Source organism: Aeromonas sp. SCS5, assembly GCF_001887375.1.
Taxonomy (GTDB): Bacteria; Pseudomonadota; Gammaproteobacteria; order Enterobacterales; family Aeromonadaceae; genus Aeromonas; species Aeromonas jandaei.
Genome location: NZ_LFCS01000013.1, coordinates 15,038 through 30,691, shown reverse-complemented (window position 1 = coordinate 30,691; position 15,654 = coordinate 15,038). Strand labels below are relative to the sequence as shown.

The following is a 15,654-nucleotide window of genomic DNA, read 5'->3' as shown; positions in this document are numbered from 1 at the left end:
TGACTGCTAAGATAGCCGTCCCTTGGCGGGTCGGCATAAAAATGAACCGCCTTATACTACCACTTTATTTTCTGACGATGAAACGCGATGCCCAGAGTGAAATCCAGCCGTAGCAACCCGAGCAAAAGCCCTGCCCCGCAAGGAAAATCAGGCTTTGTAAGAATCATCAGCGGCCAGTGGCGAGGCCGCAAATTGCCGGTCAAGGATGTGGAAGGGCTCAGACCCACCACGGATCGCGTCAAAGAGACCATCTTCAACTGGCTGGCTCCCCACATCCGCGGCACCCGCTGCCTCGACCTGTTTGCCGGCAGCGGCGGCCTTGGTCTGGAGGCGCTGTCGCGCTATGCCGAGCAGGTCACCCTGATCGAGATGGACAGAGGGGCGGCAGAGCAGATCAAGAAGAATCTGGCCACTCTCGGCAGCACGCAGGGTCAGGTATTCCAGACCGATGCAGTGAGCTGGCTGCAAGGCCCGGCGACACCATTTGATCTGGTGTTCCTCGATCCGCCATTTCGTCGGGATCTGCTGCCGCAAGTTTGCGAACTGCTGGAACAGCGCGGCTGGCTGGCCCCTGATGCCCTCATCTATCTGGAGCGGGAGAAGGAGATGGCCGATCTGGCGCTACCCGCCAGCTGGCAACTACTCAAGGACAAACAGGCCGGTCAGGTCTGCTATCAACTCTATGTAAGGGAGGTAAACAATGAAGCGGGTATTTAATCTGCTGGCGATGGGGCTGGTGCTGTTCTTCTGGTTTGGCGTGCTGATGAGCCTGATCGCCCCCCTGCCCGGCAAACTGAACGGCTTTTTGCCGGTCTGCGGCGTGATTGTCGCCCTGTTCCACTGGCTACAGGCCAGCATGATCAAGGCTGCCTGCAAACGCTACTTCGAAGTGACCAAGGCCGAGTTTGTCGGCGTGCTGGTCTTCGGCGTATTCGGCATGGTGGATATTCGCCATCGCCTGCAGGAGATTGTCAGCGCGGCCCAGCGCCCAAAAAATCAGGATCAGGCATAAAAGAAAAGGGGACGGCTTTCGCCGTCCCCTATAGTCGTGTCGTCCTGTCCGTAGAACTGCAATGCTCCCTGCAATCCCTGACGTTATCCTAATCCCTTGGAATATCCCCTTTCCAATCCGTTGGCGTGTCCTCAGCCTTCCTGGCTTGGCAATTCATCCCGAACTGCTTCACTGTCTCCGTCCTGGAGGTGTCCATTACCACGTCCTGTGGGGTTCCCTGCGTCTTCCTGACCGATAACCATCCGGGTTATCTCGCTTCATCCTGAAGAATCCTGCCCGCATCCAGCGAGTTCCTGCTCATCCTGAAGAACGATGTCCTGTTCGTCCTGCTCTCGTCCTGAGAGTATCCCTGCCGCATCCCGCGGTGTTCCCTCGTTCATCCGTGACGACAGTCATCCAGACCATCGAACTCATCCTGAGGTGTCCTTGCTCGCATCCTGCGAACTATTCCATCTTTATGCGCTGCTCTGCGTCCTGCAGAACCAGCTCCGTCCTTGTGAGACCCATAGTAAAGCGTTGCCGGATCAGAACAAGGGGGATTTCTGGAGAAAGATCCTGCCAACCGCTTATCAGACAAAGTGGACTGCAAACATAATAGATTAAAATCAATAACTTATTTGGTTTCAATGGAAAGTGGACTCCACCCTGACTAGCTTCGCGCACGGGTTAAAGCGCCAGCCTCCTACAGCAGCTATGGCAGATCTCTTACACGGCAATCCTGCACCGGAATGGCCAGGGAAAACGGTTCAATTTCGCCGTAAAAGCTTAAAAATAAGTTGAATAAATATGCTCAAAAAAACCGCAAAAAAAAGCCGGCACTGGAACCGGCTATTTGCGATTTTCACTATGGTGCCAAACGTACCGTTCAGCTCACCCGATTGCCCGGGTTGAGATAGGCTCTGCGCAGCGACTCGGGTGCCAGCACCTCCAGCTCGCCACCGATATTGTTCAACCAGCTGCGAAACTCCGGGGTGTCCTGCACTTCGGTCTCCACCACCACGCTGCGCTTGTCGTAGCGGGTCATCCGCGGGTTGTTGCCCGGGATCTGGTTATCCACCAGCGACTGGCTGTTGGCATCAATCCGGCCGACAAAGCGGATCGGGCCGCTCACATCCTGATAGCCCTGATCGCGGATCAGCTTCTGGATATTGAAATCCTTCGGCTGGGTGGCGCTGAAGTTGGTCAGCTCCACGTTCTTGATATGGTCGAACGGAATGCCGTAAACCTTGGGATCCAGCTCGGACAGGGTGCAGAGCAGGATCGGACCATCCGGCTGATTGAGAATGCCGAGCGGATTGATACGGTCGTAGCAGAGCCACACGGTGCGCTCTTTGATCACCCGCTGGATCTCGGCGCTGAACTTGCGGCCACGCCACAAGGCATCGCGGATCAGGGTGCTGCGGCGGATCTCCGGGTTTCCTGCAAACGGGCGCGGCGACTGGTGCACGCTCTCCAGCCAGCGTTCGGCCAGTTCACTCTGGCTGTCGCGGATCACCTGACTGGCCTTGTCGACCAGCGGGTTCAATTCGGTCAGCACACTCGCGGGCAACAGCTGGCTGGCCTGGTCGCTCCAGGTTTTCAGCGCAACGGCCAGCGAGAGCGGCATGATGTTGGCAAAGTCATTGAGGCCGTGGCGCTCGAAGCACCAGCCATGGGGTTTGCTGCGCTCGTCCGAGGTGAGGTCGAACAGTCCCATGCCGGACATCTCTTCCAGGTCCCGTTGCACGGTACGCAGACTGACGTGGATACCTTCCTCTTCCAGTTTTACCTGAAGTTGGCTGGCGGTCAGCTTGTAAGGGCGGTGCGGGATGCAACGCGCCAAGGTCAGTTGTCGTAACAGCTTCTTACTCATGGTGCATGCCTTCACTGGTTTAGCGTTGACTGTATGCTAAGGGCATCTTGCGACAGTCTATGTCGCAAGTTTTGCCGCGACAACTGTCGCCATTTTCATACAAAATGCACTATGAGATTGATTTATAAATAAAAACTATCAGTAAGGAAGGCTAAAAACTGAAAAGATTTGCAGAAAAAACATCAAATTAAAGCTCTACATCAAATGAATAAGGCAGCATAAAAAACCATTCAATCAATGATTAACAGCTAATCGTATAAAAAGAGGAGGAGAAAGCTCTCCTCCTCACCGGATTTACATCAGCCATGACCAGGGCGACTTGGTGACAGCGGCGCCAACCATATAGCCAAACACTGCCAGTGCAGCCAAGCCGGCCACCAGCTTCTGGCCACGGGCCGGACGCTTGAGCGCCATGACACCCAGACCGATATAGAGCACCAGAGCAATCAGCTTGGCCAGCAGCCAGGGTTGCTGACCAGGGCTCAGCTGCAGTGCCACCGCCAGCAGCACACCGAGCAGCAGCAGGAAGGTGTCGTTGATATGGGGCAGGATCTTCAGCCACTTCTGCTGCAACCGCGCACTGCCGGACAGTGCCAGACTCCAGCGGTAGGCAAACAGCAGCAGGCTGACCAGCGCCAGCGTCATGTGCAGGTGTTTGAGCATGGGATAATAGGCAATCATTTTGCTTCCTTGTCGTCGTCGGGTAGCCCGCTGTTCCAGTTGTGGGCATGAATACGCTCCTGCCCCTCCTCGTCGTCTTGCAGCAGATCGGAGAGGATCTCCCGGTATTGCAGGCTCTTGTTGATATAGGTGTGTTCGTCGTCGAGATAGTTGACCTGCTCGCGCAGCAACCAGTTGTCGTGTTGTTTGAAGGTCTGGCCCGCCCGCCAGGCCTGATTGGCGCGAAAACCGAGTTGAGTCAGGGCCTCCACCCCCAGATCCACGGCGGAGCCCAGCGTCTCCCGATATACGCTGTCGACACCGTGGCGCAGGATCTCGTGGGCATGGGGACGATCCTGCGCCCGCGCCAGGATCTTCAGATGGGGGAAGTGCTTCTGCACCATCTCGATCACCGCCAGCGAAGTTGCGCTGTCGTTGATGGAGAGCACCAGTAACTTGGCCTTGTGCGCTCCTGCGGCATGCAGCAGATCAAGGCGACTGGCATCGCCATAGAAGACCTGATAGCCATATTTGCGCAGCGTCTCTATCTGGCTGGCATCCTGCTCGAGGATGGTGGTGCCGATGCCGTGCCCGTGCAGCAAACGCCCCACGATCTGACCAAAACGACCGAAGCCCGCGATGATCACCGGATGCTCCACCAATTCGGGTTGCTCATGCTGCGGCACCTCGCTCTGGTTACGGTAATCGAACCAGGGTTGGATCACCCGATCGTTGAGGATCAGCAACAGCGGCGTCAGCGCCATGGAGAGCGCCACCACCAGCGTCAGCAGGGAGATGGTCTCGCCGGGCAGCACCCGGTTTTGCGCGGCAAACGAAAAGAGCACGAACGCGAACTCACCGCCCTGGGCGAGCGCCAGCCCGAAGGTCCAGCGCTGGCTCGGCGAGATGCGCAAGACGAAGCCAAGCGCCATCAACACCAGCCATTTGAGCACCATCAGCCCCACCACCAGCGTCGGGATGAGGAAAGGGTGTTCGGCAAACAGGCCGAAGTTGATGCCCGCCCCCACCGACATGAAGAAGAGGCCGAGCAGCAAGCCCTTGAACGGCTCTATGTCCGCCTCCAGCTCATGACGGTATTCGCTGTCGGCCAATACCACGCCAGCGAGGAAAGAGCCGAGAGCAGGCGAGAGGCCGACCGACTCCATCAACACGGCGATGGCGATCACCAGCAGCAGGGCGGCAGCGACAAAGATCTCCCGCATGTGGGACTGGGCAATGGCCCGGAACACCGGCCGCATCAGATAGTGGCCACCCAGCACGATGCCGGAGATAGCCGCCACCACCAGCAGGCCGTGCTGCCAGCCCGCCAGCTCGGAGCTGCCGCTGTTGCTCACCGGCGCCATGGCCAGCAGCGGCAGGATCGCCAGGATCGGAATGACGGCAATGTCCTGGAACAGCAGCACGGCAAAGGCGGAGCGACCGCTCTCGCTCTGCATCAACTTGCGCTCCTGCAGGCTCTGCAACACGATGGCGGTGGAGGAGAGCGCCAGAATCAGGCCGATGGCCAGCCCCTGTTGCAGCGGCAAACCGATCAGGTGCGCCACGCCGGTCAGCGCTGCCGTGGTAAGCAGCACCTGCAGGCCGCCGGTGCCGAGGATCGGCCCCTTCAGCTGCCACAAGAGGGCCGGACGCAACTCAAGACCGACCAGAAACAGCATCAGCACCACGCCAAACTCGGCGAAGTGCATCACATCCTTCTGCTCGCCCACCAGCCCCAGCAGAAAAGGGCCTATGATGATCCCCGCCAGCAGATAGCCGAGCACCGAACCGAGCCCCCAGCGCTTGGCCAGCGGCACCGCGATAACCGCCGCCGAGAGATAGATAAAGGCATCAAACAGGATCCCGTGGCCCATCAGTCAGCCCTCCGTTTCAACGTCTGATCCGGCTCATAAGCTCGGCCAAAATGCAGCCCGTGTTTCATCAGAGCACCTCCAGCAGATCGCGCAGATAGGGGCGGCTGGCCAGCTGCTCCGGCGTGAGTTGCTCGTCACGCAACGCCGTCAGCAGCTGGCGATAATCCTGACCGCAGCGGCGCAGGGCGGCGGGATCCTTGATCTTGTGGAACGAGTGGAGCACAAAGGGCGGCAACCAGTTCATGCCGCACAATCTGGCCGCCTGCTGAAAGGGCAGCAGAAAATCGAGCAGCGGCCGGCTGTTGTACCCCTCACTACAGTAGGACTCCGGCGCACCGCCGGTGGTAATGGCGCTCAGCCACTGCTTGCCCTTGAGGGCATGAGCTTCGGGACCGTATGCGTAGCCATACTCCAGCACCAGATCCATCCACTCCTTCATGATGGCCGGGCAGGAGTACCAGTAAAACGGGTGCTGAAAGACGATGATGTCGTGCTCCGACAGCAGCGCTTGCTCCCGCTTAACATCGATGAACATGTCGGGATAGTGGTGGTAGAGATCGTGAACCGTGACCCCCTCCAACCCCTCAATCGCCTGCAACAGCTGCTTGTTGGCCCGCGAGCCCTGCAAGGCGGGATGGGAAAAAATAACCAGAATGCGTTTCATGACAACATCACCCGAACAAGCGCCAGAGCTGGCGCGATAAAAGAGAAAAGGGGTGTGACAGAGGCATCGTAAAGATGCACAGAAAAGCGACCTTATCAGGAAGCACCGTGGCCTGCCAACTCGGGGATCAGCTCCCGCAGCGCCGGATTGAGGGTCTGATGAGCGGGATAGCAAAGCCCGATCCGGCGAAACATCCGTGGCCCGCTTACCGGCAAGGTACAGAGCCCCGCCTCATCCTCCACCAGCCCGTCCGGCAGAAAGCTGATGCCGACCCCGGCCAGCACCAGCGCCATCACCAACCCCTTGCTCTCGGCCTTGGCCACCAGATTGAGGGTGAGCCGGTCACAGGCCAGCAGGCCGATAGTCTGCTGATGGGCCTCGCAGGGCGGGCACTCAATAAAATCATAATGTTGCAGCTCGGCCAGCTCGATTTTCTCGCGGCTGGCCAAGGGATGGTCGACCGGCACGCAGAGCACGTAATCCTCTTCCCAGAGCGGCAGAAAGATCTCGTCCTCCCGGCGCAGAGCGTCCAGCGTCAGCCGACAGTCGGCTGGCGTGCCGTAATCGGAGAGGGTGAGATCAAGCTCGGGCAGTACCGTCTGTACCCGTTGCAGCAACCCCGCCACCCGACGCCGGCTCAGATCGGGCATGATGGCGATATTGAGCCTCGCACGCGTCGCTTTCTGGCGAAACAGCTCCGGCAGACGACGCGCCTCCTCCACCAGCTTGACCGCATGGGGATAGAGATAGTGGGCAGGATCGCGCGCCTCCACCCCCTTCTTGCCACGGATGAAGAGGCTGTCACCGAGCGCCTCTTCCAACTGGCGCAGCCCAGCCGAGAGAGAAGGCTGGCTGACGTGGCAGCGTTCGGCCGCCGCCGTGATGTTCTTCTCTTCATAGATGGCGATGAAGAAACGCAGCAGTCGCAAATCCAGCATAAACCCAACCATAGTTTTTTCAGATGATAACCAGCGGAAAACAATATTTATCACTTATAGATGCAGTGACTATAGTGACCCTGTTCCGCGCTGGCCAGCAGCTTGTTGGCTCAAACCGACTATCGAATCTGAAGGAAAAAAACATGTCCAAAGCTCTCGTCGTTATCACCGGTGCCTCTGCCGGGATCGGTGCCGCCATCGCCCGTGCCTTCTCTGCTGCCGGTCATCCCCTGCTGCTGCTGGCCCGTCGGGTCGAGCCGATGCAGGCACTCGGTCTGCCCAATACCCTCTGCATCGGGGTCGATGTGACCGACACCGCCGCCATGAAGGCCGCCGTCCAGCAGGCGGAAGCCAAATTTGGCCCGGTCGGCTGCATGGTCAACAACGCCGGCGTCATGCTGCTGGGTCAGGCTGACGTGCAGGATCCGGCCGAGTGGCAGCAGATGCTCAACATCAACGTCATGGGGGTGCTGAACGGCGTCCATGCGGTACTGGCCGGGATGAAGGAGCGCCGCAGCGGCACCATCATCAACATCAGCTCCATCGCCGGTCGCAAGACCTTCACGAACCATGCCGCCTACTGCGCGACCAAGTTCGCCGTCCACGCCCTGACCGAAAACATCCGCGAAGAGGTGGCCGATGTCGGCGTGCGGATGGTGACCATAGCTCCGGGTGCGGTCGAGACCGAGCTGCTCAGCCACACCACCGACGAGAGCATCAAGGCCGGTTACCACGACTGGAAAGATCAGATGGGCGGCGTCATCGCGCCGGAAGTGATCGCCGAGGCGGTGCTCTATGCCTGGAACCAGCCGGCCAACGTCTGCGTGCGCGAGATCGTGCTGGCGGCCACCCGTCAGCAACCTTAATCTGCGCTGACGGGCACTATGGGGAGGGCTTGACCCTCCCCGGGGGCACAGGGTTACCATGTGCCCCTTGTTATTTTCGAGTCATTCCATGGTTCTCACCCGTCGCCAACTCGCTCACGCCCGTCGCTGGCTCCCCCTGTGGAGTCTGGTGCTGGTGTTGATGTCGTTTGGCAGCCGGGCCGCAACCGACCTCTGTACCCTGACCACCCACTGCAGCCAGAGCGAACGCTCGCTGGAAAAAGCGATGCCCTGCGGCAGTTTCACCACAGCGCTCTCGATGACGCTGCTGGCCAGCGACAGCCTGACGGTGGCGGTGCTGGAACCGGATAGTCCCGACTTCTCCTCCCCCTCTCTCTATATGCCGGAAGCGCCGCTGGAGCGGCTCGAACGCCCCCCTCGCACTCAGGCCTGAAAGTCATCCCGTATCGGGCATCTTTTCTTTCATCTGAGGTGAGTTATGTACAAACCCCTGTTACTGGCCATGCTGGCCGGTACCGTCAGCTTTTCAGCCCTCGCGGCCGAGAAGATGACCGTCTACAAATCCAGATATTGTGGCTGCTGCCAAAGCTGGAACGAACACATGGAGCAGAATGGCTTCGAACTGGAAGTCATCGAGACCGAGCAGCTCGGCGCAGTGAAACAGCAATACGGTATCGCGCCGGAACTGGCCTCTTGCCATACCGGCATCGTAAATGGCTATGTGATCGAGGGGCATGTACCGGCCGCCGACGTGAAGAAACTCCTCAAGGAGCGGCCTGCCATCCGCGGTCTGACCATTCCGGGCATGCCCCAGAGTGCGCCGGGGATGGATATTCCCGGCCAGCCCTACGAGGTATTGAGCATCAGCAACGAGGGCACGACCAGCAGCTGGTCGCGCTACCCGGGCTGACGACAACTGGCCATGAACCGGCACTCCACTATCATGTGAGGCACACCTGAGCGGACTCTTGTCGCTCATGGCCAGAGAAGGGGCCGCTATCGCGAGATGGCGGCCTTTTTTGTTTGCTTTTCCTTCAATAACAAGGGATTGCTTGCAACAATCGACAACAAGGGGCAGATTTAACGCCAATTCATGGAGCCGATGCTCAGGTCTGCCAACCCTTTCCAGCGCCAAGGATGCGACATGTTTACCTTTTCCCGAGGAGTTCTGCTGCTAGCCTTTCTGACAGTTCTCCCCCCTACTTATGCCAATGAAGAGCCTGCCATGACGACACCTGACACCTCAATCCAGCCGCCCGTGGCCGCCAAACATCCCCGCACGCTGAAAAAGCACGGGGACACCCGGATCGACAACTACTACTGGCTGCGTGACGATCAGCGTCAGGCGCCGGAAGTGCTGCAATACCTCGAGGCCGAGAACGCCTATACCGAAGCCATGCTCAAGCCCACCAAACCGCTGCGCGAGCAACTCTACAAGGAGATGGTGGCCCGCATCCCCCAGCAGGATGAGTCGGTTCCCTATGTGAAGAACGGCTACCGCTACCAGACCCGCTATGAACCGAGCAAGGAGTACGCCATCTACTCCCGCACCAGGCTGGGAGAGGAGCAGGCAAACCTGCTGCTCGACAGCAACCTGCGGGCCGAGGGGCACGAGTTCTATGCCCTCGGCGCCCTTGAGGTGAGTCGCAACAACCGCTGGCTGGCGGTGGCGGAGGATTATCTCTCCCGCCGCCAATACAAGATCCAGTTCCTCGATCTGGAGAGCGGCAAGTGGGCCGCCGACACGCTGGAGAACACCTCCGGCAATCTGGTGTGGGCCAACGACAACAAGACCGTCTTCTATGTGCGCAAACACCCGCAGACCCTGCTGCCGTACCAGGTCTACCGCCACACGCTCGGTACGGATCCGGCCACGGACAAGCTGGTTTACGAGGAGAAGGATGACTCCTTCTACGTCAGCCTCTACGCCACCACCTCGGAAGATTTCATCGTCATCGCTCTCTCCAGCACTACCACCGGCGAAGCGCGGCTGATCGATGCCAACCTGCCGGAGCACTCGCCCCGTCTGTTCCTGCCGCGCAAGGTGGATCACGAATACAGCCTGGATCACTACCGCGGCCGCTTCTATGTGCGCTCCAATAAGGACGGCAAGAACTTCGGCCTCTACGAAACCAAGGAGAGCCCGGTCGATCGCTGGAAGCCGGTGATTGCCCCCAATCCCGACGTGCTGCTGGAGAGCTATGCCCTGTTCAAGGATTGGCTGGTGCTGGAGGAGCGCAGCAAGGGGCTGACCCGCTTGCGTCAGGTCAACTGGCATAGCGGTGAGCAGAAGGAGATCGCCTTCGACGACCCTGCCTACGTCACCTGGCTCGCCTACAACCCGGAGCCGGATACCAGCGCCCTGCGCTATGGCTACTCCTCCATGACCACTCCCTCCTCCACCTATGAGCTGGATATGGCGAGTGGCAAGCGCACCCTGCTCAAGCAGCAACCGGTGGCCGGCTTCAAGGCCGACCAGTACGCCAGCGAGCGACTCTGGGTGACTGCCCGCGACGGCGTATCGGTGCCGGTATCTCTGGTCTATCGCAAGGACAAGTTCAAGAAAGAGCAGGCCGATGCGCCCAAGAATCCGCTGCTGGTCTATGGCTACGGCTCCTACGGCGCCAGCATGGATCCCGACTTCAGCAGCTCGCGCCTGAGCCTGCTGGATCGCGGCTTCGTCTACGCCATCGCCCATATCCGGGGTGGCGAAGAGCTGGGTCGCCCCTGGTACGAAGATGGCAAGCTGCTGAAAAAACAGAACACCTTCAATGACTTCATCGATGTTACCAAGGCGCTGGTCGAGCAAGGCTACGGTGCCAGGGATCAGGTCTACGCCATGGGCGGCAGCGCCGGCGGTCTGCTGATGGGGGCCGTCATCAATCAGGCACCCGAACTCTATCGCGGCGTGGTGGCACAGGTGCCCTTCGTCGATGTTGTCACCACCATGCTGGACGAGTCGATCCCCCTCACCACCGGGGAGTATGACGAGTGGGGCAACCCGAACCAGAAGCGCTACTACGACTACATGAAGAGCTACAGCCCCTACGATCAGGTCAAGGCGCAAGCCTACCCCAACCTGCTGGTCACTACCGGGCTGCACGACTCCCAGGTGCAATATTGGGAGCCCGCCAAGTGGGTCGCCAAGCTGCGCGAGCTGAAGACGGATGATAACAAGTTGTTACTGAACACCGACATGGACGCCGGCCATGGTGGCAAGTCGGGCCGCTTCAAAGCCTACGAAGATATCGCCCTGGAGTACGCCTTTATCCTGGATCTGGCCGCCCCGGCAAACTGATCTCATATGACGCTAGCCCTTGCCACGCAAGGGCTACAAAAGAAACCCCTCACTACTTCCCACCCGACTCCTGCACAATTAATCCACGATCAACAAATTAATGATCGGCATCAAACTTTTCGATATTAAACGCTGCTTTTTTGCCCTTTTGTTTGATTGTTGTTGGCGAGATGTGCTTAATCGAAGCCGTTACAACTTTTTCTTTGGCCCCTCAGGGGCCAAATTATCTTCTGCCGGCAGGACGCCGGTTATCTCACCGCAGGATGATGGTGGCTTTTTTGGGAGGGGGTAACAGCCCGACCTTTTCCTCGTACGAGGCCCTATCGGCCAGCCCGGCTCCCGCCGCAGGCTCGCCATAAATTCACTCGTGGAACGGGTGAGATAACTCAATGAAAAGGATGGAAAACATGAAAGGATTATCCTTGGCATGCGCCCTGTCGGCTGCTCTGGTCGGCGTGTCGTTTGGTGGCCCGGTACAGGCGCAGGAGCGCTTCGTGACCATAGGCACCGGCGGCCAGACCGGCGTCTACTACGTGGCGGGCCAGTCGATCTGCCGCTTCCTCAATCGCGGCGCGTCCGATCACCAGATCAAGTGCAATGCCCCGGCCAGCGGCGGCGGTGTGGCCAACGTCAACGGCATCCGCAGCGGCGAGTTCAACTTCGGCATCATGCAATCCGATCACCAGTTCAAGGCAATGAAAGGGCTGCCCCCCTTCCAGGCGGAAGGAGCCATGGATGACATGCGCGCCGTCTTCTCCCTGCAGAGCGAGGTGTTCACCATCCTGGCCCGCAAGGACGCCAAGGTAGCCGGCTTCGATGATCTCAAGGGCAAGCGGGTCAATATCGGTAACCCGGGCTCAGGCCAGCGCGATACCATGGAAGAGATCATGGCGGTCAAGGGCTGGCAGAAGGGCGACTTCGGTCTGGTCTCCGAGCTGAAACCGGCCGAACAGGCCTCCGCCCTCGGTGACAACAACATCGATGCCATGAGCTACTTCGTCGGCCACCCCAATGGCGCCATTCAGGAAGCCTCCACCACTACCGACGCCGTGCTGGTGCCGGTCACCGGCGCCGAGATCGACAAGCTGCTGGCCGAGAAGAGCTACTACACCAAGGCTGAAATTCCGGGTGGCATCTACAAGGGCAGTGACCAGCCGACCCCCTCCATCGGTGGCAAGGCGGTGCTCTCCACCAGCGCCAAGACCGACCCCGAAGTGGTTTATCAGCTGGTGAAGTCGGTGTTCGACAATCTGGATCGCTTCAAGCGCCTGCACCCGGCCTTCGCCGACCTCCAAGAGGCCGACATGATCAAGGTGGGGCTCTCAGCACCGCTCCATGAAGGGGCTGCCCGCTACTACAAAGAGCGCGGCTGGATCTAAGCGCGGGCCCCCGGGCCGCTGTCACTCTCACCGACACCCGTCTGCCTCGCCCCTGATTGCGGGGGCGGGTGTCGCTCTTGTTGTACTGGTGGGCACAAATTAACCCTATGCAAGACAAACAACTCTCTACCGAGGAGCTGATCGCCCAGGATGTGGGCGCACGGCTCCCTGCTGGCGCCATGGGTGGCATCATCACCCTGCTGGCGCTGGCCTGGTCACTGTTCCAGCTCTGGATCGCCTCGCCGCTCCCCTTCATGCTCGGCTTTGGCGTGCTCAATGACACCGAAACCCGCTCCATTCACCTCACCTTTGCCCTGCTGCTGGCATTTCTGGTGTTTCCGGCGTTTCGCACCTCGCCGCGAGATCGGGTGCCCTTTAGCGATATCGCTCTCGCCCTGATCGCGGCCGGCGCGGCCTCCTACCTCTTCGTGATGTATCAGGCCCTGGCCCAGCGACCGGGCAACCTCACCACCGCCGATCTGGTGACGGCCTGTATCGGCATACCTTTGCTGCTCGAAGCTGCGCGCCGTGCGCTGGGGCCGGCGCTGGCGGTCATCGCCATCGTCTTTCTCACCTACAGTCTGGCGGGCCCCTGGATGCCGGGGCTGCTGGCCCACCGCGGAGTGAGCTTCACTGCGCTGGCCAACCACCAGTGGATCACCACCGAGGGGGTTTTTGGCATCGCCCTCGGCGTCTCCACCAGCTTCGTCTTCCTGTTCGTGCTCTTCGGCGCCTTGCTGGAGCGAGCCGGTGCCGGCCACTACTTCATCCAGCTCGCCTTCAGCCTGCTGGGTCACCTGCGCGGCGGCCCGGCCAAGGCAGCGGTAGTTGCCTCCGGCCTCACCGGCCTCATCTCCGGCTCCTCCATCGCCAACGTGGTCACCACCGGCACTTTCACCATTCCCATGATGAAGCGGGTGGGGTTCTCGAAAGAGAAGGCGGGCGCGGTTGAAGTGGCCTCTTCGGTCAACGGCCAGATCATGCCGCCAGTGATGGGGGCCGCGGCTTTCCTGATGGTGGAATACGTGGGAATCCCCTATGTGGAGATCATCAAGCACGCCTTTCTGCCTGCGGCCATCTCCTACATAGCGCTGCTCTACATCGTCCATCTGGAGGCGCTCAAGCTCGGCATGCAGCCCATCGGCAACCATCAGCCGAAACCCTGGCTGCACCGTCTGACCGGTTTTGCCTTTGGCGCGGCCCTCATCAGCGGACTGTCGATGGCGGTCTACTATGGCTTGGGCTGGCTCAAACCGGCGCTGGGCGACTATGCCCTGCCCGCTATCGGCCTGCTGCTGGCCATCGCCTATCTGGGTCTGCTGAAGATCGCCGCCAGCAATGATCCCCTGCCGGCGGAAGATCCGGACAAGCCCCTTGAAGAGTTGCCCAACACCCGCACCGTGCTGCTCTCCGGCCTTCACTTCCTGCTGCCGGTGGTGGTGCTGGTGTGGTGCCTGATGGTGGAACGCCTCTCGCCCGGTCTCTCCGCCTTCTGGGGCACGGTGATGCTGGTGATTATCCTGCTGACCCAGCGACCGCTGCTCAACTGGCTGCGCCGCGACGGCAAGCACGACTACGGCACCTTCAACGACGGCATGGTCGACCTGCGCGAGGGACTGGTTGCCGGTGCCCGCAACATGATCGGTATCGGTATCGCCACCGCCACGGCGGGGATCATCGTCGGGGCCGTCTCCCAGACCGGCGTCGGGCTGGTACTGGCGGATCTGGTGGAGATGCTCTCCATGGGCAATCTGCTGCTGATGCTGCTGCTGACCGCCCTGCTCAGCCTGATCCTCGGTATGGGGCTGCCGACCACCGCCAACTACATAGTGGTCTCCAGCCTGCTGGCACCGGTAGTGGTGACGCTGGGGCAGCAGAACGGGCTGATCGTGCCGCTCATCGCGGTGCATCTGTTCGTCTTCTACTTCGGCATCATGGCGGATGTGACGCCACCGGTAGGGCTCGCCTCTTTTGCGGCAGCGGCCGTCTCCAAAGGGGACCCCATCCGTACCGGTCTCACCGCGTTCTACTACAGCCTGCGCACCGCAGCGCTGCCGTTCCTCTTCATCTTCAATACCGACCTGCTGCTCATCAACGTGGACTTCGCCCACGGCGTGCTGATCTTCATCGTGGCCACCATTGCCATGCTGATCTTCGCCGCTGCGACTCAGGGCTACTTTCTGGTGAAGAGCCGCTGGTACGAGAGCATCCTGCTGCTGCTGGTCGCCTTTACCCTGTTCCGCCCCGGCTTCTGGATGGATCTGGCCCACGATCCCTATCGCCAGACACCGCCTGCCCAGCTGGCCCGGACCATGGGTGAGGTGGAAGCGGAGAGTCCCCTGCGCGTCCGGGTCATGGGAGAGGATGCAGTCGGCAAGGCGCGCCAGTTCACCCTGCTGGTGCCCGTACCGGAAGGGGAAACAGGTGAAGAGCGGCTGGCCAATCTGGGGCTCACCCTCTATGAGCAGGATGGCAAGACGCTGATCGACAGCGTTGCCTTCGGCAGCCCGGCCGCCGCCATGGGGCTGGAGTTCGATCAGGAGATCCTGGCCGTCAAGGCGCCGACCGACCGCTGGCGCAAAGAGCTGATGTGGATCCCGGGCTTCCTGCTGTTTGGCGCCATCATCTGGCTACAGCGCCGCCGTGTGGCGGTCAGCGCAGGCTGATGGATTCCCGCATCTGCATGAGAAATGAGAGAGGGCCGCGACAGCGGCCCTCTTTTTTGAAGCGCTGATACCAGGGGATAACCCCCGCCTTCAGCCAGAAAAAAAGTGGGGTGACATATCCATGTCACCCCCTCGCAAATAAGCATGTTCCATATTGGAATCCGGTCGTCGCGGGCGCCTCTCCGAACCTCCCGAAAGTTCGCTACCCATCAGAAGTCAGCGCCAGTTGCAGCGATACAAGTGGCCAGCAACCCGTTACAACCCTCTTCCACACGGCAGCAAGCCACCGTGTTTGTCCTTGCAACTGAAATATTACGCAGAAAAACAAAATAAAAAACGATTTTATGCCCAATTCATTCACATGGCGGTACAAAAAACAGCCTTATCACCACCATGAACTGGTTATAAAACAGTTAGATAGACTCGGTTATGGCTATTCACCCGCGATGTGCATCGGCAAAGGCCT

General features: G+C 59.9%; 13 protein-coding genes. 8 read left to right on the top strand and 5 right to left on the bottom strand.

What is annotated here, in order from left to right:
- The first annotated feature begins 87 nt into the window (after positions 1 to 87).
- Positions 88 to 717, top strand: a complete 630-nt coding sequence (gene rsmD, locus BS300_RS16630) for a 16S rRNA (guanine(966)-N(2))-methyltransferase RsmD (RefSeq protein ID WP_041209602.1) — start codon at positions 88 to 90, stop codon at positions 715 to 717.
- A complete protein-coding gene (locus BS300_RS16625; RefSeq protein WP_033112582.1) occupies positions 701 to 1,012 on the top strand; it encodes a DUF1145 domain-containing protein in 312 nt (103 codons plus the stop codon). The genes rsmD and BS300_RS16625 overlap by 17 nt, the downstream gene beginning before the upstream one ends.
- 865 nt (positions 1,013 to 1,877) lie before the next feature.
- On the opposite strand, the gene BS300_RS16620 is transcribed toward BS300_RS16625, so the two are convergent.
- From BS300_RS16620 to BS300_RS16600, 5 genes are all read right to left on the bottom strand, one after another.
- Complete coding sequence (locus BS300_RS16620) at positions 1,878 to 2,864, bottom strand: WYL domain-containing protein (RefSeq protein WP_033112583.1); 987 nt, start codon at positions 2,862 to 2,864, stop codon at positions 1,878 to 1,880.
- Between the two features lie 294 nt (positions 2,865 to 3,158).
- Positions 3,159 to 3,545, bottom strand: a complete 387-nt coding sequence (locus BS300_RS16615; RefSeq protein WP_033112584.1) for a SirB2 family protein — start codon at positions 3,543 to 3,545, stop codon at positions 3,159 to 3,161.
- Positions 3,542 to 5,398, bottom strand: a complete 1,857-nt coding sequence (locus BS300_RS16610) for a monovalent cation:proton antiporter-2 (CPA2) family protein (RefSeq protein WP_042032272.1) — start codon at positions 5,396 to 5,398, stop codon at positions 3,542 to 3,544. The genes BS300_RS16615 and BS300_RS16610 overlap by 4 nt, the downstream gene beginning before the upstream one ends.
- 67 nt (positions 5,399 to 5,465) lie before the next feature.
- Positions 5,466 to 6,062 (bottom strand): NAD(P)H-dependent oxidoreductase, encoded by a 597-nt coding sequence (locus BS300_RS16605; RefSeq protein ID WP_071914068.1) that lies wholly within the window; start codon positions 6,060 to 6,062, stop codon positions 5,466 to 5,468.
- Positions 6,063 to 6,157: 95 nt separating this feature from the next.
- On the bottom strand, positions 6,158 to 7,000 hold the full coding sequence (locus BS300_RS16600) for a LysR family transcriptional regulator (protein ID WP_041209599.1): 843 nt from the start codon (positions 6,998 to 7,000) through the stop codon (positions 6,158 to 6,160).
- Positions 7,001 to 7,143: 143 nt separating this feature from the next.
- Here BS300_RS16600 and BS300_RS16595 point away from each other — a divergent pair, with 143 nt between their 5' ends.
- The 6 genes from BS300_RS16595 to BS300_RS16570 all read left to right on the top strand — a co-directional run bounded on the left by BS300_RS16595 (position 7,144) and on the right by BS300_RS16570 (position 15,188).
- The gene (locus tag BS300_RS16595) at positions 7,144 to 7,866 is read left to right on the top strand and encodes an SDR family oxidoreductase (RefSeq protein ID WP_071914067.1); all 723 of its coding nucleotides are present in this window, start codon (positions 7,144 to 7,146) and stop codon (positions 7,864 to 7,866) included.
- A gap of 88 nt (positions 7,867 to 7,954) precedes the next feature.
- Complete coding sequence (locus BS300_RS16590) at positions 7,955 to 8,278, top strand: hypothetical protein (RefSeq protein WP_033112589.1); 324 nt, start codon at positions 7,955 to 7,957, stop codon at positions 8,276 to 8,278.
- Positions 8,279 to 8,323: 45 nt separating this feature from the next.
- A complete protein-coding gene (locus BS300_RS16585) occupies positions 8,324 to 8,755 on the top strand; it encodes a DUF411 domain-containing protein (protein WP_071914065.1) in 432 nt (143 codons plus the stop codon).
- Positions 8,756 to 8,989: 234 nt separating this feature from the next.
- Positions 8,990 to 11,143: a S9 family peptidase gene (locus BS300_RS16580; protein ID WP_071914063.1), complete on the top strand. Its 2,154-nt coding sequence runs from the start codon at positions 8,990 to 8,992 to the stop codon at positions 11,141 to 11,143.
- Positions 11,144 to 11,550: 407 nt separating this feature from the next.
- A complete protein-coding gene (locus BS300_RS16575; protein WP_041209596.1) occupies positions 11,551 to 12,522 on the top strand; it encodes a TAXI family TRAP transporter solute-binding subunit in 972 nt (323 codons plus the stop codon).
- A 107-nt stretch (positions 12,523 to 12,629) separates the two neighbouring features.
- Positions 12,630 to 15,188, top strand: coding sequence for a TRAP transporter permease (locus BS300_RS16570; protein ID WP_071914061.1), 2,559 nt, complete (start codon positions 12,630 to 12,632; stop codon positions 15,186 to 15,188).
- Positions 15,189 to 15,654 lie beyond the last annotated feature (466 nt).